This is a genomic window from Nitratireductor arenosus (assembly GCF_009742725.1).
Taxonomy (GTDB): Bacteria; Pseudomonadota; Alphaproteobacteria; order Rhizobiales; family Rhizobiaceae; genus Mangrovimarina; species Mangrovimarina arenosa.
The window spans coordinates 808,270-828,177 of record NZ_WPHG01000001.1 but is presented as its reverse complement, the minus strand read 5'-3'; the positions used below and the strand labels follow the sequence as shown (position 1 = coordinate 828,177).

The window sequence follows — 19,908 nt, the reverse complement described above, 5'->3', positions numbered from 1 at the left end:
TCCGCACGGGATCGCTCAGTTCTACCGATTCGCGGCGTTCAAAGGCGGTTTCTCGTCGGGACAGTTCTCAATCGGGCCGAACGCGTCGCCGGCGATGCGGGCTTCGACCTGGCGTGCGACCGCATCGAGGTCGCGGTCTAGGCCGGCGACCTTTTCGATCGCCGCCAGGGTGAGATCGGGCGCGATCCAGTCGGGTTTGTGACCGAGAGTGTCGATCCATACCGCTTCCGCGCCGGGAATGTCGCGCGCGAGCCCGGCCGAATGAATCTCTTCGTAGACGACGGTGTCGCGTGTGCCCGATATCACAACGGCCGGGACGTCGATCTCGCTATAACGGGGGGCCACCCGCGTGACGTAATCGTAGAGACCGGCGACGTCGCGGGCATTGGCGCGGAAGGTCCCTGGCCGCAGGACAAGGCCGATGCCGACCTTGCTTGCGTAGTCGTCCGGGACGCGGTTGGGGGCGAAGACGCAGGATGTCGCGGCCGTCATGCGCAGGGCTCCGCCCGGAAGCGCGAGCGTTTCGGAAAACAGACGGCCGATCAGAGGGGTGGCGGTCAGTTCATAATACCAGGAGGTGCCGGCGCCCGGCCATGGATGCGACACCGCCGCCAAAAACACCAGGCCGGCTGCCTTTCGCGGATGATCGAGGGCGAATGTGGCGGTAACCGCGCCGCCGAAGGAATGGCCGACCATGATCGCCCGGCCGATCCCGAGATGGTCCATCAACGCCGCGATGGTTTTCGCCTGACCGGCCGGCGTGGCGTTTTCCGCCGGCCCGCGCGCCGACCAGCCGTGACCGGGGCGGTCGACGAACAGCATCTCGGCCCGACCCTCCAGAAGCCCGCGCAGGGGCAGCATCGTGTCACGCAGATTGCCACTGGCGCCGTGGATAAAAACCACCGGCGGAAGCGGCGCATCGGCGGCGGCCGGCACATGGACGAAATGCATGCGCGTGTTGTCGATCGTGGCAAAAGTCCCCGATGGCGGGTTCTTTCTCTCCGTCATCCACACGCCGACGCGGGTGACGCCGGCGGCGACCAGGATCAGGGCCAGCAAGAAGGCGCAGAACGCGTAGACGAGGTTCATCGCAAGCAAAATTCACCGTAGGTGTGGACGGGAGTGCCTTGCCGGTGGAAGCGGGCGAGGCCGAGCGTCGGTCAAATGCCTTCGCCGGCCAGTTCTTCGGTTAAAGTGACAACTTCGTTCTGCGCGTTGCGCATCATCGGATAGACCGCGAGCACGCGTTCGTAGGCGCGCAGGGCCAGCTTCTTGCGTCCGGTCGCCTTAAGAATCGCGCCCATGCCGGACAGGGCGCCGAAATGGCGCGGCTCCAGATTGAGCGCGCGTTCGATATCGGCCATCGATTTAGAATAGCTGTTCATCATATAGTGAACGGTCGCCCGCCTGTTCCAGCCTTCGGCGTAGCCGGGTTCGAGCATGACGATCTGGTCGAGGAAATCGAGCGCGACGGCGAAATCCTGCTTGCGTGTCGCCTCACTCGACCATTTCAGCAGAAGATCGACGGTGGCGCTGCCGGATTTCATCCATTCGTCCCAGATGCGCTGGGCGATGCGCTCGGCCGCCTTTTCGTTGCGTTCGCGCTTCAGTTCCAAAAACAGCGTGTCGAGACGTGAAGTCTCGACCTTGTCCAGCGGCGCTGGTTCTGTGGCCGCGGCCGGGACAGCGAGCAGCAGTGAAGCGCCCAGGAAGAGGAAATGAGGTCCAAAGAATCGAAAAACGCTCCGCATGGCTGGGAATCTAGCCCTCAGCCGCGGAACGTCAAACTGAAAAAACCGTGATGGCGCGACGGTGCATCTGTCCGGAAGGCGGCTTCGCCCTTCGGTTCGATGCCTCGGCTTCAGCCCTGGCGCGCCTTGAAGCGCGGATTGGACTTGTTGATGATGTAAATCCGACCCTTGCGACGAACCATGCGGTTGTCGCGGTGACGGCTCTTCAACGCCTTGAGCGAGTTCTTGATCTTCATTGTTCCGGTCCGTCATGCCGACCCGAAAGGGTCTAACGTGAAAGGCGCGCCGGAAAGGCGCGCCGTAAACTCGGGCGGTCCTTAAACGATCCTGCGGCGCCGTGTCAACCTTTCGCCGACAGCGGCGCTAGCCGGGTGACGTGGCCCATCTTGCGGCCGGGCCGCGTTTCGGCCTTGCCGTAAAGCGTTAGCACCGCGCCCGGCTGACGCATAAGGTCGGTCGCGTCGTCGATCTCCGCCCCGATGAGGTTTTCCATGACGGCGTTTGAATGCCGGCCGGGGTTGCCGAGCGGCAGGCCGGCCACGGCGCGGATGTGTTGTTCGAACTGCGAGACGGCGCAGGCGGCGTCGGTCCAGTGGCCGGTATTGTGGACGCGCGGCGCGAATTCGTTGACGAGGAAACCGCCATCGGCGATCGCGAAGAACTCGACGCCGACGACGCCGACATAGTCGAGCGCGTCCATCAGAGCGAATGCCGCTTTGCGCGCGCCTGCAAGGGTGGACGGATCGAGGCCGGCGGGAACTATGGAACGGCGCAGGATGCCGTTTCGGTGTTCGTTGCGGGGGGGATCGTAGGCGTGTCCCGTGCCGTCGGCGCCGCGCGCCGCGATCACCGAAAATTCGAAGCTGAAATCGACGAGCTGCTCCAGGATCAGCGGTACGCCGCCCATTGCGTCGAACAGGCCCCGGCAATCGGCTGCGGCGAGGCCGCGCAGCACCCGTTGACCCTTGCCGTCGTAACCGAGGCGGCGCGTCTTGAGCACTCCGCTTCCGCCGAGCCTGTCGAGGGCGGCGGCGAGGTCGGCGTCGCTGTCCACAGCAAAATGGCGGGCTGTGGATATGCCGGCGCCGTTGAGGAAGGTTTTTTCCGTAAGCCGGTCCTGGGCGATTTCCAGCGCCTTGGGCGGAGGTAGCACGGCAAGCCGCTCAGCCAGCGCGCGGGCGGCCGCGACGGGCACGTTTTCGAACTCGTAGGTGACGACGTCGGCGCGGTCGGCGAGGGCGGCAAGGGCTGCCCGGTCGTCATAGGCGCCGACGATCTGGCTTGATGCCAGTTGCGCGGCCGGGCAGTCGGGTTGCGGGTCGAGGACCACCGTCTCGTAGCCCAATCGCGCGGCCGCCGCCGCGAGCATACGGCCAAGCTGGCCGCCGCCGATAATGCCGATGGTCGCGCCCGGGGAAAGCGGCGCTGTCATGCGTCGTCGGCGGGACGCGCCGCGACCTGCTCGCTTTGCTGGCTGCGGTAGTGGTCGAGCCTGGCGGCGAGGTCGGTATCGCCGAGGGCAAGCACGGCGGCCGCAAGCAGCGCCGCGTTGACGGCGCCGGCGCGTCCGATCGCCAGCGTTCCGACCGGGATGCCGGCCGGCATCTGGACGATGGAAAGCAGCGAATCCTGACCCGAAAGCGCCTTCGATTCAATCGGCACGCCGAAGACGGGCAAGGGCGTCATCGACGCCGTCATGCCGGGCAGGTGGGCCGCGCCGCCGGCGCCGGCGATGATGATGCGATAACCCTTGTCGCGTGCCGTGCGGGCGAACTCGTAAAGCCGCTCCGGCGTGCGGTGCGCCGAGACGATCAGCGCGTCGTGGCCGATGTCGAGCTTCGCCAATGTGTCGGCGGCATGACGCATGGTCGGCCAGTCCGACTGGCTTCCCATGATGATGGCGACGTCGCGAGCGGGGCTTTGCAAGGGCTGGTCCCGTGTGAAGAAGGCAAAAGGCGCCATAGCCGAAACGCCCCGTCGCCGCAAGCGAGGGACGCCGCGCGCCGCCCGGCGGGTGCCCGCGCCGGTTAAGCGATGATATCGGGAATGATGCAGTCTTCAAGCTCGCGCAGGCGATCCTTGAGCGACAGCTTCTTCTTTTTCATGCGCTGCACCTGCAGGGGGTCGCAGCCCGTGGAGATCATGGCTTGTATCGCGGCATCGAAATCGGCGTGTTCCTGCTTCAAGCGCGCAAATTCGAGGCGAATTTCGGCTTGTTCCTGATCTTGCATCAAAGGCTCCCGGCGCTGAATTCCCGCCTTTCCGGCGAGCCCGACGGGCGCCGCATCGCCTTCCGGCCATAGCACATTTCACCCGTTCAGAAAATGCTACTACCCGGCATTCGACTTGTCGGCAATCAGGTGGCACACTGTCATGGCACCGTCACGAGTCGCTCAAAAAGCACCCGAGACGGACGCTTCGAGGACCAGATGAAAGGGAACGATACACATGTCTCTAGCATCCCATCTTGAGGAATTGCGGCGCAAGCATGGAGAGCTCGAACGCGCGATCGACGAGGCTCTGGCCCATCCGTCGGTCGACGACCTTGAAATCAACAGGTTGAAGCGCAGGAAATTGGCGCTGAAAGACGAAATCGAAAAGATGGAATCGCCGCCGACTAGGCACTGATTGACGTGTGCCGCGGGCCGGCGTGACCCGCAGGCCCGTGGCCCCATCCTCGGCAACCGCCTATCCTTCCCAGAATTGATCGAGCCACAGGTTCAGCCCGAGAAAACCGTTATAGTCGACGGTATAGACGCGTTTCGTTCCCGCTGCCCGAGCCACGACCAGCCCGGCATCGAGCAGGATTTTCAGGTGCTGTGAAACGGCCGGTCGCGAAATCGGCAATCCGGCCGCCAACTCGCCGACCGTTCTGGGACCGCGGCGCAGTTCTTCCAGCAGATGGCGCCGGTTCGGATCAGCGATCGCGGCAAAGGCATCGGGTGTGCTCATCGCCATCATGGTAGAACATTGAACGAAAAAGTGGGAGCCGGCTTGGGAGATTGACGGTGCCGGGGTGGCGGTTCGCGCTTTGGCGACATACCCCGGACCGTGAAGCGAATTCATAGCTCCTTCATTCGACGGCACTCTCGACCAAAAATATCGGCTTCGTTCGGCGGGCGGCGCGCCGACCTACGGGTTTGACGCGGCTGCCGCTCCCGCTTCCGCGCCTGCTTCGCTGCGCGGATCGAGATGCAGTCCTTCCGGGGTCAGCGCGCGCTCGGAGGGATGTGAGGTGAAGGTCTCGCGCTCCTCGACGGGGATTGGCGCGCGGCGGCTGATGCGCAGCATCGTGTAGCCGGCGAGCGCCAGATGGGCGAGGCCGGTGGCCAGAAACAGGCTTTCGGGCCGCCAGGCGGCCATCAAGACGGCGCCCAGAACCGGGCCGATCATGGTGCCGAAGCCGTAAAGCAGCAGCAACCCACCCGACACCTTGACGAAATCCTCGGCATCGGCGTGGTCGTTGGCGTGAGCGACGGCGATCGAATAGAGCGTGTAGGCGAGAGCGCCGTAAGCGGCGGTGAGTGCGATCACGACCGTGCCGGTGCGCGCGGCCAAAAGGAAGATCACCAGTCCGATCGCGGCCGCCCCACAGGAGGCGCCGGCCAGAACGAAGCGGCGGTCGGTGCGGTCCGACAGACGCCCCGCCGGCATCTGCAGTGTGGCGCCGGCGATCACCGCGATGCTCATCATCAGCGCGATTTCGGCCGTGGAAATGCCGATACGCGCGCCGTAGACAGCGCCGAGCGTGCCCCAGGCGCCGTTGGCGACGCCGATCAGCAGGCAGCCGGCGAAGGCGACCGGCGAATTTCGGTAGAGCCCCTTGAGGTCGAGCGAGACGTTGTGCAGCGGGCTCGGGCTGGCCTGCACCGACACGGTCGTGGGGATCAGCGCCAGGCAGAAGAAAATGCCGGTGATCATGAAAAAGGTCGGTGTGGCGACGGTTCCGCTCGCCAGCATTATCTGCCCGGCCATTAGCGAGGCGTAGGTGACCATCATGTAGAGGCCGAACACCGTGCCGCGGTTTTCGTTGGTGGCGCGCTCGTTGAGCCAGCTTTCGATGACCATGAAAGCGCCGGCCATCGCGAATCCGGTGAAAACGCGCAGGAATATCCAAAAATATTCCTGCACCACCAGTCCGGTCAGAAGCGCGATGATGGCTCCGGTGGCGGCAAAGGCACCGAAGGAGCGCACGTGGCCGACACGGCGCACGAGATGCGGGGCGACGATGCAGCCGGCGACGAAGCCGCCTGCCCAGGCCGTGCCGAGCAGGCCGAGCGATGCGGTGGAGAACCCCTCCATCTGGCCGCGCAGCGGCAGCAGCAGGCCGTGCAGCCCCGAGCCGATCAGCAGAAAGGCGGTGCCGCCGAGCAGGGCGAGGATCGGTCCGAAACTGGCAAACATGGCGGGCTCCACGAAGGGCTGGCGGGTGTCGGTTGAACAGGGATGATTGCGGCGGATTTGGGGCCTCGGCCGGCCTCGCCGCGCGCCCGCCGCGCCCCTCCTTTTCAACTGTGCGCCCGGTTTGCGTCAAAGCGGCTCAGCCGCGCCGGAAAAGCGCCTCGGCCGCCGCCTTGGTCGAGCCCCGCTCCTTCATTTCAGCCTCGAGCCGCGCGATTTCGCCGCGCAGTATCTCCACACGTTCGGCAAGTTCGTCTTCCGACAGCAGCGACACATCCTGTCCGATCGCGTGGGGTCGTGCCTTTTTCGGTTCGTCGTCCGCGAAGATCATCGTCCTCTCCTGATTGGCCGGGCGGCGATTGGAGGATACATTCGCTGACGCTGGAGAATCAATTCGCGCCGTGCGCGCCGGCAGGAGGCGAAATCGGACATGTCGAGCAAGATTCCCGAAACCATGACGGCGATCGCCATCACGGAACCCGGCGGGCCGATGGTGCTGAAGCCGGAAAAGCGAGCCGTGCCGCGGCCGGCCGCCGGCGAGATCCTGATCAGGGTCCGCGCCGCGGGCGTCAACCGGCCCGATATCCTGCAACGCAAGGGCGCCTATCCACCACCGCCGGGCGCCTCCGATCTGCCGGGCCTGGAAGTTGCCGGGGAGGTCGTCGCGCTCGGCGAGGGGGCGACACGCTGGTCGGCGGGCGACCCGATCTGTGCGCTGGCACCCGGCGGCGGCTATGCGCAATATTGCGTGGTGCCGGCAAGCAACGCCCTGCCGGTGCCGCATGGCTTCACGCTGACGGAGGCGGCGGCGTTACCGGAGACCTTCTTTACCGTGTGGCACAATGTCTTCGAGCGCGGCGGGTTGAAGGGGGGCGAGCGGTTCCTGGTGCATGGCGGCTCGTCGGGGATCGGCACTACCGCGATCCAGCTTGCCTCGGCCTTTGGCGCCTATGTCATCACCACGGCGGGATCCGACGAAAAATGCGCGGCGTGCCTTGAACTCGGCGCCGACCGTGCCGTCAACTACCGCAACGAGGATTTCGTGGCCGTCGTGGCCGAGGCGACGCAGGCCAAGGGGGTCGACGTGATCCTCGACATGGTCGGAGGCGACTATATCGGGCGCAATTACCAGGCGGCGGCGATCGACGGCCGGATCGTTCAGATCGCCTTCCTGAACGGTGCTGTCGCCAGCGCGGATTTCTCCAGGCTGATGCTCAAGCGGCTGGTCCATACCGGCTCGACCTTGCGGCCGAGAACGGCAGAATTCAAGGGCGCGATCGCGGCGGCGCTGGAACGCCAGGTGTGGCCGCTTCTGGCCGAAAGGCGGGTCGCACCGGTCATGGACATGATCTTTCCGCTACGCGACGCCTGGCGCGCGCATGAGCGGATGGAGGAAGGCCAGCATATCGGCAAGATCGTGCTCGATGTGGAATAGCGCACGATGCGGAAAGGCGGATACCGGTTTTCGGAAGACGCCGGCCTCTATTTTTGGAGGAAGTGCGGGCCGGCGCGCCGGCGCGGCACGCCCACACTGTCGATCACGGGCGCCTCAGGCCATGCCGAGGGCGGCCTTGTAGAGGTCGAGGATCGCTTCGGCTTCCTGGCGTTCGGCCTGATCCTGCTTGCGCAGCCGCACCAGCGTGCGCACAGCCTTGGTGTCGAAGCCCGTGCCCTTCATCTCGGCATAAACTTCCTTGATGTCGTCGGCGATGGTCTTTTTCTCCTCCTCCAGACGCTCGATGCGCTCGATGAAGGCCCGCAACTGACCCGCAGCGACGGTTTCGGTGGTGGGCTCGGTGATGTCGTCGGCCATGTCGATCTCCGCAACGATTCGCAAACGTGCCGCCGGGGATGCCGGCACGGGTCGGGCGCGTGGATGCCCCAGCCGGGCGCGCGGGTCAAGCGGTCTGTCGCGATGTAACCGCCACGCCGATCACGGAATCCGTATCGCGCGGGACGCGAAGATCCGGCGGGATCACGGGTCCGTTAAAAGCGTGAGTGAAACTAACCTTCAGCCTTGGTCTTGACGGACAGGCGCGCAGACAGCGCCTCGATGCGCTCGGCCAGTTCGGCCAGCGTGCCGATCAGGGCGGCGTCGTTCTTGTCGGCCTTTACCAGAGCGTCGTCGCGGGTCTTGCGTAAGGTGCCGACCTCGCTCTCCAGTCCCTTCATGCGTCGCTGCAGTTCGGAAAGTTCGTCCATCACCATGATGCCGGCCATAACCGCCAGCCGGTGATCGCCGATCTCGCCGAAGGAGCCCCTCAGATGGCCGATATAGCGGTCGAAGCGGCGGGCGAGCTCGACGAGATGCTCCTCCTGGCCCTCGTCGCAGGCCATCCGGTAGGATTTTCCATCGATCGTGACGGTGACCTGCGCCATCTCTCGCCATCCGTTATCGGTCAAGCACGGCGCGGATCGTTTCCATCGCCGTGACGAGGCGCCGCGACACCTCCTTGTTGGCGTCCGCGAGGCGTTCGGCGCGCGCTTCGGAGGCGTCCAGCTCCTGGGCCAGGCGCGAGCGATCGGCATTCATGCGCTGAACCTCGGCTTCAGCCTCGGCATAGTCCTGGTCCTGTTCGAGACGGGCCGCGGCAGCGTTTTCAAGCGAGTCCATCGCTCTCGCGAGACGCGCCAGAACCTCTTTCAATGTGGCTTCGCCGGTCATTCCCTTGGGACAATCCCGAATCAAGGCGTATTCCTAACGCCTTATCGTCGAAAGATTAGACGGCGCGTGAATGGTGCGTCAACAAAGACCGACCGGCCTCCCCAGCTATTGGCCCGAAAGGCGCGGAATCCGGCGTCGCGGTGGCCGGATGGGGCGGGTTTGTTGACTCCCGGTTGCCACCTGCTATGTGGAGCCTGCCTTTCACCAGGGGTGGTTTTTGGGGATTTTCCCGCCCCCATTGCGCGGCGGCTTCACGAACTAGAGAGCAAACATGTCTTCACGCGATAAACACGACCGTATGGCGAACGCGATCCGGTTCCTGTCCGCCGATGCGGTCGAGAAAGCGAAATCCGGCCATCCGGGCCTGCCGATGGGCGCAGCTGACATCGCGACCGTTCTGTACAAGAAGTTTCTGAAACATGACCCGCATCATCCCGGCTGGCCCGACCGCGACCGCTTCGTGCTGTCGGCCGGACACGGCTCGATGCTGCTTTATTCGCTGCTCTACCTGACCGGCTACGAAGACATCACGATCGACGAGATCAAGAATTTCCGCCAACTCGGCTCCAAGACGGCGGGGCATCCCGAATTCGGCCACGCCGCCGGCATCGAGACCACCACAGGCCCGCTCGGCCAGGGGCTGGCCAACGCGGTCGGCATGGCGCTGGCCGAGCGCATCCTCAACGCGCGGTTCGGCGACGCTCTGGTCGATCATCACACCTATGTGCTGGCCGGGGACGGCTGCCTGATGGAAGGCATCAGCCAGGAGGCGATCGCGCTGGCCGGCCATCTCGAGCTCGGTAAGCTGATCGTCTTCTTCGACGATAACGGGATTTCTATCGACGGGGCGGTGTCGCTTTCCGATTCGACCGACCAGTGCGCCCGCTTCGAGGCGTCCGGCTGGCACACCCAGCGTTGCGACGGTCACGATCCCGACGCGATCGCCGAGGCGATCGAGGCCGCGCGGGCCTCCGACCGGCCGAGCATGATCGCTTGCAAGACGACGATCGGCTTCGGCGCACCCAACCGGGCCGGCACCAGCAAGGCGCATGGCTCGCCGCTCGGCGCCGAGGAGATCGCCGGCGCGCGCGCCGCGCTCGGATGGGACGCTGCACCCTTCGAGGTGCCGTCCGACATTCTCGACATGTGGCGCCTGGCCGGCCTTCGTTCGGTCAAGGAGCGCAAGGAGTGGGAGGGTCGGTTGGCCGAAGCCGAGGCCGAGATCCGCAGCGAGTTCGAACGGCGCATGCGCGGCGAGCTGCCGGGCGGTTTCGAGGCGGCGATCGCCGACTACAAGAAGGCGCTCGCCAAGGACAAGCCGAAAGTCGCGACCCGGAAATCTTCGGAGATGGCGCTCGAAATCATCAATGCGGCGCTGTCGGAAACGATCGGCGGTTCGGCCGACCTGACCGGATCCAACAATACCAAGACCAGCCAGACCGCCCCGATAGCGCCCGGCGACTATTCCGGCCGCTACATCTATTACGGCATTCGCGAACACGGCATGGCGGCGGCGATGAACGGCATGGCGTTGCACGGCGGTATCATCCCCTATGGCGGCACCTTCCTCGTCTTCACCGACTATTGCCGTCCGGCGATCCGGCTGTCGGCGCTGATGGGCCAGCGTGTCATCTACGTGATGACGCATGATTCGATCGGGCTCGGCGAAGACGGGCCGACCCATCAGCCGGTCGAGCACCTGTCGGCTCTCAGGACAATCCCCAATCTGCGCGTCTATCGCCCGGCGGACGCGGTCGAAACCGCCGAGTGCTGGCAACTGGCGCTCGAGGACACCAAGGCGCCTTCTGTCCTTGCCCTGACGCGCCAGAACCTGCCGGCGGTGCGAACCGATCACACGGAAGAAAATCTGTGCCGTTTCGGCGCCTACGATCTGGCGCCGGCCAGCGACAATGAGGTGGTGACGCTGTTCGCCACCGGGTCGGAAATCGAGATCGCGCTCGCGGCGCGGCGCCTGCTGGAGGCGAAGGGACATCCCGCGCGTGTCGTGTCGGTGCCGTCGATGGAGCGCTTCGCCATGCAGAGCGCGGAATATCATGCCGCAATCGTCGGATCGGCGGCGGTGAAGGTGGCGATCGAAGCCGGCGTCCGCCAAAGCTGGGACCGGCTGATCGGATCCGACGGTATTTTTGTCGGGATGGGCGGTTTCGGCGCGAGTGCTCCCTACGAACAACTCTATACCCATTTCGGCATCACCGCCGAAGCGGTGGTGCAGGCCGTCGAGGCGCGTCTCGCCGACCGGGACTGAGTGCGGCCGGCAAAAATCGGCCCTGCCGACGCGGCACAGGCGTTGAATCCACCGGTCCAGACGCGGTTGCGGCTGGATTCTTTGCCGTACCGCCGCTATGAAGCGCCTCGTCCGCAGGCCTTGGGCGCGATCGCTGCGCGCCGTCCGGGTCGGCGGCGTTCGAACGATCACCGGCGTGCCCTCCGCGCAAGAGCTCCTGAAGGAAATATCGATGACCGTAAAAGTCGCCATCAACGGATTTGGCCGCATCGGCCGGAACATTGTCCGGGCCATCTACGAATCGGGTCGCAAGGATATCGACGTCGTGGCTGTGAACGACCTCGGGCCGGTGGAGACCAACGCCCATCTTTTGCGCTATGACAGCGTGCACGGGCGTTTCCCCTCCGAGGTGAAGGTTTCCGGCGACACGATCTCGGTCGGCAGCGACAGCTTCAAAGTGACGTCGGAACGCGACCCGTCGAAACTGCCCTGGAAGGAGCTCGGCGTCGACATCGTGCTCGAATGCACGGGTATCTTCGCGTCCAAGGAGAAGGCTTCCGCGCATCTGACCGCTGGCGCGAAACGGGTCGTGGTATCGGCGCCCGCCGACGGCGCCGACCTGACAGTGGTCTACGGCGTCAATCACGACAAGCTGACCAAGGACCACATCGTCATCTCCAACGCCTCGTGCACCACCAACTGTCTGGCGCCGGTGGCCAAGGTGCTCAACGACGCTTTCGGCATCGAAAAGGGTTTCATGACGACGGTACACGCCTATACGGGCGACCAGCCGACGCTCGACACGATGCACAAGGATCTCTATCGCGCGCGCGCCGCGGCAGTGTCGATGATCCCGACATCAACCGGCGCGGCCAAGGCCGTCGGCCTCGTGCTGCCCGAGCTCAAGGGTAAGCTTGACGGCGTGTCGATCCGCGTGCCGACGCCGAATGTATCGGTGATCGACTTCAAGTTCATTCCCAAGCGCGATGTCACCGTAGAGGAGGTGAACCAGGCGCTGGTTGCGGCGGCGGACGGGCCGTTGAAGGGCATTCTCGCCTACACCAACGAACCGCTGGTCTCGATCGATCTCAACCACAATCCGGCGTCCTCCACCTTTGCGCTCGACCAGACCAAGGTCGTCGAGGGCAATCTGGTGCGGGTGATGTCGTGGTACGACAATGAGTGGGGTTTCTCCAACCGCATGGCCGACACTACGGTCGCGCTCGCCAAAACCATGGCCTGAGCGCGCATCGTCGCACCAGACAAGCCGATCGGCGCCCGGGCTTGCCCGGGCGTTTTTTTTGCGTAATTCGTTCGCGCGCCTTGAAAAAACCGACTTGCGGCTTGCGTCCTTCCCCGCCTTCGCCGCACTCTGTGCGCTGAAGTTATCCGGGAGGTCGAGCGGAGCGGGCGTATGGAAGGCATTTATGTGGTGGTTCTGGTCGGTACGGCGCTGATCCTCGCCGCCGCCTTTTCCAGCCTCATTGCTTTCCGCTTTGGCGCGCCGCTGCTGCTTCTTTTCCTGGGCATAGGTCTTGTCGCCGGCGTCGATGGTCTCGGGATTTTTTTCGACAACGCCCCGGTCGCCTATTTCGTCGGTTCGCTGGCGCTGGCGGTGATCCTGTTCGATTCGGGCTTCGGCACCCGGCTGGCCTCGTTTCGCCAGGCGGCGGGCCCGGCGCTGTCCTTGGCCACATTTGGCGTGGCGCTGACGACGGCGCTTTTCGGCGTCGCAGCCCGTTATCTCACCGGGCTCGGCTGGATGGAATCCTTTCTGCTCGGGGCGGCCGTGGCTTCCACCGACGCGGCGGCGGTATTTTTCCTGCTCAGGGCCGGCAATCTCAACATCCGCGACCGGGTCCGCTCCACGCTGGAGGTCGAATCGGGCTCGAACGATCCGATCGCCATCTTCCTGACCATCACCTTCGTCACGCTGATCGCCACTGGCAGCGATCCGAAGGCCGAAGTGCTGTTCGTCGATATTCTGACCGGATTCGCCGTCCAGATGGGGCTCGGCCTTGCTGCCGGCGTCACCGGCGGCTTCGTGATCGCGCGGCTGGTGGAGCGGCTGAAGCTCGATCGCGGTCTGCTGCCGATCTTCACCATAACCTTGTCGTTGCTTCTGTTCGGCCTCGCCGGTGCGATCGGCGGTTCAGGGTTCCTTGCGGTCTACGTGGCCGGACTGATCGCCGGCAATTCCGGCGTGCGCTCGGCCGCGCATCTGAAGCAGTTCCAGGATGGGCTTACCTGGCTGGCGCAGATCATCATGTTTCTGGTGCTCGGGCTTTTCGCCACGCCGTCGCAATTCCCCGCCATCGCGCTGCCGGCGGTCGCGCTCGGCCTGTTCCTGATCTTCGTGGCGCGCCCGATCGCTGTGTGGCTATGCCTGGCGCCGTTCCGCTTCACCCGCGCCGAGACGGCCTTTGTGTCCTGGGTGGGCCTGCGCGGCGCGGTCTCCATCCTGCTCGCGCTGACGCCGCTGCTGGAGAATCTCGCTGTCGGCGGCATCATCTTCAATGCCGCCTTCATCATCGTGCTTGTCTCGCTGATCGTGCAGGGTTGGACGATCGGGCCGCTGGCCCGCCGGCTCGGCCTCGTGGTGCCACCACGGATTGGGCCGCTCGACAAGGTCGAACTCGAACTGCCCGGCGCGGCCCACCACGAACTGCTCGCCTATCGCGTCGTCGCCGGCAGCCCGGTCGCGACCGGCGTACGCATACCGCGCTGGGCGCGGCCCTCGCTGGTGGTGCGCGACGGGCGTTCGATGACCTATCAGTATGCCGGCCGGCTGGAGGCTGAGGACCACGTCTACATCTTCGTCTCCGACCGTTATCCGAGGCTGCTCGACCGGCTGTTTGCAAGCCGGGCCGAACTCGACCCGGAGGATGCCGACTTCTTCGGTGCGTTCGCCATCGACGCGACGCGGCCCGCCGCCGATCTCGACGCGGCCTACGGTCTCGGCCTGTCGGAAACCGACGCGGCAAAGCCGATCGTGGAACTGATGGTGGAGCGGCTCGGCGGCAAGGCCGAATATGCCGACCGGGTCACGATCGGTTCGGTCGAGTTGATCGTGCGCGACGTCGACGACAAAGCGAGGATCGCCGAGGTCGGGCTTTCCTTCGAGCCGCATCTCGAAGCACCGAAAATTCCGGTTTTCCTGAGCGCGGGTGAGATCCACGATCGCCTGGTGGAGGCCGTGCGGTCCTGGCGTCAGCGACGCCGTGAAAAGCGGTTGCGGGCGGCGGACAAGCCACGGAAGGACACGTCCGGCAAGGACGACGAACCGCCACAAATGGGTTTGCCGCAATAAGACGGCCGGGCAGCTTGCGCCCGGGCCGGCAATCGTTATGGTCCGGCGCGATTTCTGCACGGGAGAATCGCGGCGATGCCGGCTTTCAAGACACTCGATGACATCGGCGACGTTTCGGGCAAGCGGGTGCTTGTGCGCGTCGACCTCAACGTGCCGATGAAGGACGGCAAGGTTGGCGATATCACGCGTATCGAGCGTGTTGCGCCGACACTCATCGAGCTGTCGGACCGGGGCGCGAAGGTGATTTTGCTGGCGCATTTCGGCCGGCCCAAGAACGGTCCGGAGCCGGCCCTGTCGCTTGCGCCGATCGCGACCGCGACCGAAGCGGTGCTGGACCGTCGGGTTCATTTCGCGGCCGACTGCATCGGCCCGGTCGCGGCGGCGGCGGTGAACGCGATGGCCGCCGGCGATATTCTGGTTCTGGAGAACACGCGGTTCCACAAGGGCGAAGAGGCCAACGAACCCGGATTCGTTGCGGCGCTGGCCGAAAACGGCGATCTTTTCGTCAACGACGCCTTTTCGGCCGCGCACCGCGCCCACGCTTCCACGGAGGGGCTCGCGCATATGCTGCCGGCCTATGCCGGGCGAACCATGCAGGCCGAGCTGGTTGCGCTCGAACAGGGGCTCGGCGATCCCGCCCGGCCGGTTGTGGCGATCGTCGGCGGGGCCAAGGTCTCGACCAAGATCGACCTGTTGATGAATCTGGTCGGCAAGGTCGACGCGCTGGTGATCGGCGGGGGCATGGCTAACACGTTTTTGGCCGCGCGCGGCACGCAGGTCGGTAAATCCTTGTGCGAACACGACCTTGCCCAAACGGCCAAGCAGATCATGACCGAAGCCGCTTCGGCGGGCTGCGCGATCGTGTTGCCGGTCGACGCGGTGGTGGCGCGCGAATTCAAGGCGGGCGCGGACAACGAAACCGTCGCTATCGATTCGGTGCCGGCCGATGCGATGATCCTCGATGTCGGTCCGAAGACGGTCGAGACGGTGACCGACCGCATCGACCGTGCTGCGACGCTGGTGTGGAACGGACCGCTGGGCGCGTTCGAGATCGCGCCGTTCGACGCCGCCACCGTGGCGGCCGCCAAATTCGCCGCGGCGCAGACCGTCGACGGTCGGCTGATCTCGGTGGCCGGTGGCGGCGATACGGTTGCGGCCCTCAACCATGCCGGGGTGGCCGACGCTTTCACCTATGTCTCGACCGCCGGCGGCGCCTTCTTGGAATGGATGGAAGGCAAGGTGCTGCCGGGGGTGGACGCGCTCAAGAAGAGCGGTTGACCCGCCGCCAGGGCGGGTACGACGGCGCGTTAAGGCTGAGGCAAAATGCCGGCGGGCTAAACCGATTGAAATTCTTTCAATCGATTCAAAGCGCTGACGGCACAGTTCCGTTTCCGCGCCCGCTCTGCTAGAGCGCCAATCCAGTTGAAGAGACAGGATGAGACGGATAATGAGTGAGCGTCTGAAAGACAACGTGCAGGCCATGGCCGCACAGGCCGAGAACAAGGACGGCTTCATCGCGGCGCTCGATCAGTCGGGCGGCTCCACGCCGAAGGCGCTCAAGCTCTACGGGATCGATGAGGGGGCCTGGTCGAGCGATGCCGAGATGTTCGACCTCATTCACCAGATGCGCGCCAGGATCATCAAGTCGCCCGCCTTCACCGGCGACAAGGTGATGGGTGCGATCCTGTTCGAGCAAACGATGGACCGCGACATCGACGGTACGCCGACCGCTCAGTATCTCTGGGAAAAGCGCAGCGTCGTTCCGTTCCTGAAGGTCGACAAGGGCCTTGCCGATGAGAAGGACGGGGTCAAGCTTATGAAGCCGATGCCGAACCTCGACGCGCTTTTGGAACGCGCCGTCGCGAAAGGAGTCTTCGGCACCAAGATGCGGTCGGTTATCGACGCGGCCAATGCCGACGGTATCGCGGCGATCGTTGCCCAGCAATTCGAGGTCGCCAGACAGATCCTGGGCCATGGCCTTGTGCCGATCATCGAACCCGAGGTCACGATCTCGATCGCGGACAAGGCGCAAGCAGAGGAGATTCTGCTGTCGGAAATCCGCAAGCATCTCGACAGCGTGCCGGCGGGCAAGCAGGTCATGCTCAAGCTGACACTGCCGACGAAGGCGAACCTCTACGAGTCGCTGATCGACGATCCGCGCATCATGCGGGTGGTGGCGCTGTCCGGCGGCTATTCGCGCGAGGAAGCGAATGAAAAGCTGGCGCAGAACACGGGCATGATCGCCAGCTTTTCGCGCGCCCTGACGGAGGGGCTTTCCGTGCGCCAGAGCGATGCCGAGTTCGACGCGGCGCTGGCTTCGGCGATCGACAGCATCTTCGAGGCGTCGCGCAGCAACTGACGTTCAGCGCCGCGGGGAACGCGCCGGGTTCCAAATGAAAAGGCAAACACCTGAAAAGTCCGGACGACAGCGTTCGGGCTTTTTCTTTTGGCCGCGGCGCACTATTCGGGATGCGAGACCCAACGGACCCGCGCCATGTCACGTTTGCTGCCCCTGCTTTCCTGGCTCGCCTTTCCAATCTATGTCTGGCAAGGGCTCGCGGTCAGGCGTCGGACGGAACGTTTGACGCCGCCGGAGGGGCCGATGCTGCACACGCTTGCCGGGCGCGGCGAGCCGGTACGGCTTCTGGTGCTCGGTGATTCCTCGGCGGCTTCGGTCGGCATCGACGACAGCGAGAAAGGGCTGGCCGCGCGGCTGGCTCACGCGCTCAACCGCGACACCGGCCGGCCGGTCGCCTGGCGTGCGGCCGGCTTCAATTCCGCGACCTCGGGCCAGTTGCGCGACCATGTCGTGCCGAACCTTGCGCCTGAGCCCTGGACCCATATCGTGCTCTCGGTGGGTACCAACGACACCAAGAACTTTCATTCCGTTTTGCGTTTCAAGAAGGAGTTCGGCGGCCTACTCTACGCCGTCAAGGCGAAATGGCCGCTGGCGCGGATCGTGTGGTCGCCGGTGATCGACATGACGCTGGTTCCCGCGCTGCCAGCTTTGCTCGGACGCATCCTGGAAATCCGGGCCAACGCGATCAACCGTGTGGGAACGGAACTGTGTCTCGAGCGCGGCGCGGTGCCGGCGGCACCGCTGCCGGTCGTCGATCCGTCCGCCGGGTTCTCGCGCGACGGTTTCCACGCCTCTGTGGCGGGTTACCAAGCATGGGCCGATCATCTCCTGCCGCTGATCGCGCTTACCGAGGCAGAAGTCGCAGCCTCAGCGGCCGTGGCTCAGCGCGACGGTGAGCGAGATCGCGGCCAGCGCCAGTAGCGCCAGCTTCCAGAAATCGCGGCGGTGGCGTAGGCCGGGCAGGCCGAGCGGCTTGATGAGCTGAACCACCATCATCAACACGATCACCAGCGAGAGGATTTTCGTCATCGGACCTCCGCGACGCGCTGTCGGTGCGGCGCTTGTCTCGACCTTTGACCAGTATCAAGGCACCATGTCAAAGCCCGCGCCATCGTGACGCGTCCACACGCTGTTAGATCATAGTCAAATGGACGCGAGCGGCGGGGCCCGGCTAAAAGTCGGCAAACGGGCGTGGCTCGATCGGGAGGTGAACAATGGCTTCGCGCTATCACGCGGTCTATGCAGGCTGGAAACAGGATCCGGACGGCTTCTGGGCCGATGCGGCCGCGGCGATCGATTGGTTTTCGGCGCCGGACAGGATTTTCGACGCCGAGGCCGGCGTCTACGGCCAGTGGTTCCCGGACGCCACCTGCAACACCTGTTACAACGCCGTCGACCGGCACGTCGCGGGCGGGCGCGCCGACCAGGCCGCGCTGATCTATGACAGCCCGATCACCGGCCGGAAAAAAACCTTCACATACGGCGAACTGAAGGCCGAGGTGGAGGCGCTCGCCGCCGTCATCGCCGACCAGGGCGTGAAGAAGGGCGACCGCGTCATCATCTATATGCCGATGGTGCCCGAGGCGGTTTTCGCCATGCTCGCCTGTGCGCGGCTGGGCGCCGTCCATTCCGTGGTGTTCGGCGGCTTCGCGGCGAAGGAACTGGCGACCCGCATCGAGGATTCGCAGCCGAGGCTGATCGTTTCGGCCTCCTGCGGCGTCGAGCCGGGGCGCATCGTGGCCTACAAACCGCTGCTCGACGGCGCGATCGCGATGGCGCGTCACACGGTGGAGCGCTGCATCGTGCTGCAGCGACCCGAGCAGGGCTGCGCGCTTGTCGAAGGGCGCGATGTCGATTTCGCCGACGCGGTTGCCGCGGCCAAGGCATCGGGGCGCACGGTGCCCTGCGTCGAACTGGCGGCAGCCGATCCGCTCTACGTGCTCTACACGTCCGGCACGACCGGCCAGCCCAAGGGGGTGGTGCGCGACAATGGCGGCCACATGGTCATGCTGGAATGGTCGATGGGCCATGAATACGGCATCGAGCCGGGGGAGGTGTTCTGGGCGGCCTCGGATGTCGGCTGGGTGGTCGGTCATTCCTACATCGTCTATGCACCGCTCCTGCATGGCTGCACGACGGTGCTCTTCGAAGGCAAGCCGGTGGGTACGCCGGACGCCGGCACGTTCTGGCGCGTCATCGCCGAGCATGGCGTCGTTGCGCTGTTTACCGCGCCGACCGCCTTCAGGGCGATCAAGGGACAGGATCCGAAGGGCGAACATGTCGGCAAATACGATCTGTCGAAGTTCCGCACGCTGTTTCTGGCCGGCGAACGAGCCGATCCCGAAACCATCAAATGGGCCGAGCAGAAGCTTGGCGTGCCGGTGATCGATCATTGGTGGCAGACCGAAACCGGGGCGCCGATCTCCAACAACCCGATCGGACTCGGGCAATTGCCGGTCAAATATGGGTCTCCGGCCGTGCCGATGCCGGGCTACGACATGCGCGTGCTCGACGATGCCGGCCACGAGTTGGAAGCCGGCACGCTCGGCAATGTGGTGGTCAAGCTGCCGCTGCCGCCCGGTTGCCTGCCGACGCTGTGGAACGCGGACGATCGTTTCAGAAGCGCCTATCTCGATGAGTTTCCCGGTTACTACAAGACGGCCGACGCCGGTTATATCGACGAGGATGGCTATCTGTTCATCATGGCGCGCACCGACGACATCATCAATGTCGCCGGTCACCGGCTGTCCACCGGCGGCATGGAGGAAGTGGTAGCCGAACATCCCGACGTCGCCGAATGCGCGGTGATCGGCATCGCGGATGCGATGAAGGGCCAAGTGCCGTGTGGTTTCGTCGTCCTCAACTCTGGTGTCGCGCGCGGGGCGGGCGATATCGAAAGCGAGGTCGTCAGGCTGGTGCGCGACAGGGTCGGTCCGGTCGCCGCGTTCAAGTCGGTGGTCGTCGTGAAGAGGCTGCCGAAGACACGTTCGGGCAAGATCCTGCGCGGCACGATGCAAAAGATTGCCGACAGGCAGGCCTGGATGATGCCGGCCACGATCGACGATCCCGCGATCCTCGACGAAATCACCGCAGCGCTCAACGAGCGTGGCATCGGCATTTGACTGGACGCGTCCGGTCGTGCGGGCCTCTGGCCGGGCGCGGTGTCGGCGATTATAA

The 19,908-nt window shown here is 64.9% G+C and carries 22 protein-coding genes; 9 read left to right on the top strand and 13 right to left on the bottom strand.

What is annotated here, in order from left to right:
- Positions 1-21: 21 nt before the first annotated feature.
- The 6 genes from GN330_RS03950 to GN330_RS03925 form a co-directional block, all read right to left on the bottom strand.
- The gene (locus GN330_RS03950) at positions 22-1,089 is read right to left on the bottom strand and encodes an alpha/beta fold hydrolase (protein ID WP_156711341.1); all 1,068 of its coding nucleotides are present in this window, start codon (positions 1,087-1,089) and stop codon (positions 22-24) included.
- A 71-nt stretch (positions 1,090-1,160) separates the two neighbouring features.
- Positions 1,161-1,751, bottom strand: coding sequence for a tetratricopeptide repeat protein (locus GN330_RS03945; protein WP_246188489.1), 591 nt, complete (start codon positions 1,749-1,751; stop codon positions 1,161-1,163).
- A 110-nt stretch (positions 1,752-1,861) separates the two neighbouring features.
- Positions 1,862-1,987, bottom strand: a complete 126-nt coding sequence (gene ykgO, locus GN330_RS03940; protein WP_156711340.1) for a type B 50S ribosomal protein L36 — start codon at positions 1,985-1,987, stop codon at positions 1,862-1,864.
- 104 nt (positions 1,988-2,091) lie between these two features.
- On the bottom strand, positions 2,092-3,183 hold the full coding sequence (locus GN330_RS03935; RefSeq protein WP_156711339.1) for a 5-(carboxyamino)imidazole ribonucleotide synthase: 1,092 nt from the start codon (positions 3,181-3,183) through the stop codon (positions 2,092-2,094).
- Positions 3,180-3,644, bottom strand: coding sequence for a 5-(carboxyamino)imidazole ribonucleotide mutase (gene purE / locus GN330_RS03930; RefSeq protein WP_246188551.1), 465 nt, complete (start codon positions 3,642-3,644; stop codon positions 3,180-3,182). The genes GN330_RS03935 and purE overlap by 4 nt, the downstream gene beginning before the upstream one ends.
- A 134-nt stretch (positions 3,645-3,778) precedes the next feature.
- Positions 3,779-3,982, bottom strand: coding sequence for a YdcH family protein (locus tag GN330_RS03925; RefSeq protein WP_156711337.1), 204 nt, complete (start codon positions 3,980-3,982; stop codon positions 3,779-3,781).
- A gap of 217 nt (positions 3,983-4,199) precedes the next feature.
- Here GN330_RS03925 and GN330_RS03920 point away from each other — a divergent pair, with 217 nt between their 5' ends.
- On the top strand, positions 4,200-4,379 hold the full coding sequence (locus tag GN330_RS03920; protein ID WP_156711336.1) for a YdcH family protein: 180 nt from the start codon (positions 4,200-4,202) through the stop codon (positions 4,377-4,379).
- Between the two features lie 60 nt (positions 4,380-4,439).
- Here the strand turns inward: GN330_RS03920 and GN330_RS03915 are convergent, their stop codons facing one another.
- From GN330_RS03915 to GN330_RS03905, 3 genes are all read right to left on the bottom strand, one after another.
- On the bottom strand, positions 4,440-4,703 hold the full coding sequence (locus GN330_RS03915) for an ArsR/SmtB family transcription factor (RefSeq protein WP_156711335.1): 264 nt from the start codon (positions 4,701-4,703) through the stop codon (positions 4,440-4,442).
- 180 nt (positions 4,704-4,883) lie between these two features.
- Positions 4,884-6,155: an MFS transporter gene (locus GN330_RS03910; RefSeq protein ID WP_156711334.1), complete on the bottom strand. Its 1,272-nt coding sequence runs from the start codon at positions 6,153-6,155 to the stop codon at positions 4,884-4,886.
- 136 nt (positions 6,156-6,291) lie between these two features.
- Positions 6,292-6,483, bottom strand: a complete 192-nt coding sequence (locus GN330_RS03905) for a DUF1192 domain-containing protein (RefSeq protein ID WP_156711333.1) — start codon at positions 6,481-6,483, stop codon at positions 6,292-6,294.
- 99 nt (positions 6,484-6,582) lie between these two features.
- On the opposite strand from GN330_RS03905, the gene GN330_RS03900 reads away from it, so the two are divergent.
- Positions 6,583-7,587 carry an NAD(P)H-quinone oxidoreductase gene (locus GN330_RS03900; protein ID WP_156711332.1) on the top strand — a complete coding sequence of 335 codons (1,005 nt, stop codon included), beginning with the start codon at positions 6,583-6,585 and terminating at the stop codon, positions 7,585-7,587.
- A gap of 114 nt (positions 7,588-7,701) precedes the next feature.
- Here the strand turns inward: GN330_RS03900 and GN330_RS03895 are convergent, their stop codons facing one another.
- The 3 genes from GN330_RS03895 to GN330_RS03885 all read right to left on the bottom strand — a co-directional run bounded on the left by GN330_RS03895 (position 7,702) and on the right by GN330_RS03885 (position 8,817).
- Positions 7,702-7,965, bottom strand: coding sequence for a DUF2312 domain-containing protein (locus GN330_RS03895; RefSeq protein WP_106570110.1), 264 nt, complete (start codon positions 7,963-7,965; stop codon positions 7,702-7,704).
- 191 nt (positions 7,966-8,156) lie between these two features.
- A complete protein-coding gene (locus GN330_RS03890; RefSeq protein WP_156711331.1) occupies positions 8,157-8,531 on the bottom strand; it encodes a cell division protein ZapA in 375 nt (124 codons plus the stop codon).
- Between the two features lie 13 nt (positions 8,532-8,544).
- Positions 8,545-8,817: a DUF4164 domain-containing protein gene (locus GN330_RS03885; RefSeq protein WP_156711330.1), complete on the bottom strand. Its 273-nt coding sequence runs from the start codon at positions 8,815-8,817 to the stop codon at positions 8,545-8,547.
- A 271-nt stretch (positions 8,818-9,088) separates the two neighbouring features.
- On the opposite strand from GN330_RS03885, the gene tkt reads away from it, so the two are divergent.
- From tkt to GN330_RS03855, 6 genes are all read left to right on the top strand, one after another.
- Complete coding sequence (gene tkt, locus GN330_RS03880) at positions 9,089-11,083, top strand: transketolase (RefSeq protein WP_156711329.1); 1,995 nt, start codon at positions 9,089-9,091, stop codon at positions 11,081-11,083.
- Positions 11,084-11,294: 211 nt separating this feature from the next.
- The gene (gene gap, locus GN330_RS03875) at positions 11,295-12,305 is read left to right on the top strand and encodes a type I glyceraldehyde-3-phosphate dehydrogenase (protein WP_156711328.1); all 1,011 of its coding nucleotides are present in this window, start codon (positions 11,295-11,297) and stop codon (positions 12,303-12,305) included.
- Positions 12,306-12,476: 171 nt separating this feature from the next.
- Positions 12,477-14,372, top strand: coding sequence for a potassium/proton antiporter (locus tag GN330_RS03870; RefSeq protein WP_156711327.1), 1,896 nt, complete (start codon positions 12,477-12,479; stop codon positions 14,370-14,372).
- A 75-nt stretch (positions 14,373-14,447) separates the two neighbouring features.
- A complete protein-coding gene (locus tag GN330_RS03865) occupies positions 14,448-15,650 on the top strand; it encodes a phosphoglycerate kinase (RefSeq protein WP_156711326.1) in 1,203 nt (400 codons plus the stop codon).
- A gap of 169 nt (positions 15,651-15,819) precedes the next feature.
- A complete protein-coding gene (locus tag GN330_RS03860) occupies positions 15,820-16,731 on the top strand; it encodes a fructose bisphosphate aldolase (protein WP_156711325.1) in 912 nt (303 codons plus the stop codon).
- Between the two features lie 135 nt (positions 16,732-16,866).
- A complete protein-coding gene (locus GN330_RS03855; protein ID WP_156711324.1) occupies positions 16,867-17,652 on the top strand; it encodes an SGNH/GDSL hydrolase family protein in 786 nt (261 codons plus the stop codon).
- Here GN330_RS03855 and GN330_RS23385 read toward each other — a convergent pair.
- Positions 17,599-17,760, bottom strand: coding sequence for a hypothetical protein (locus GN330_RS23385; protein WP_197435024.1), 162 nt, complete (start codon positions 17,758-17,760; stop codon positions 17,599-17,601). The genes GN330_RS03855 and GN330_RS23385 overlap by 54 nt on opposite strands.
- A gap of 185 nt (positions 17,761-17,945) precedes the next feature.
- Between GN330_RS23385 and GN330_RS03850 the strand changes: the two genes are divergently transcribed.
- On the top strand, positions 17,946-19,853 hold the full coding sequence (locus tag GN330_RS03850; protein ID WP_156711323.1) for an AMP-binding protein: 1,908 nt from the start codon (positions 17,946-17,948) through the stop codon (positions 19,851-19,853).
- Positions 19,854-19,908: the final 55 nt, after the last annotated feature.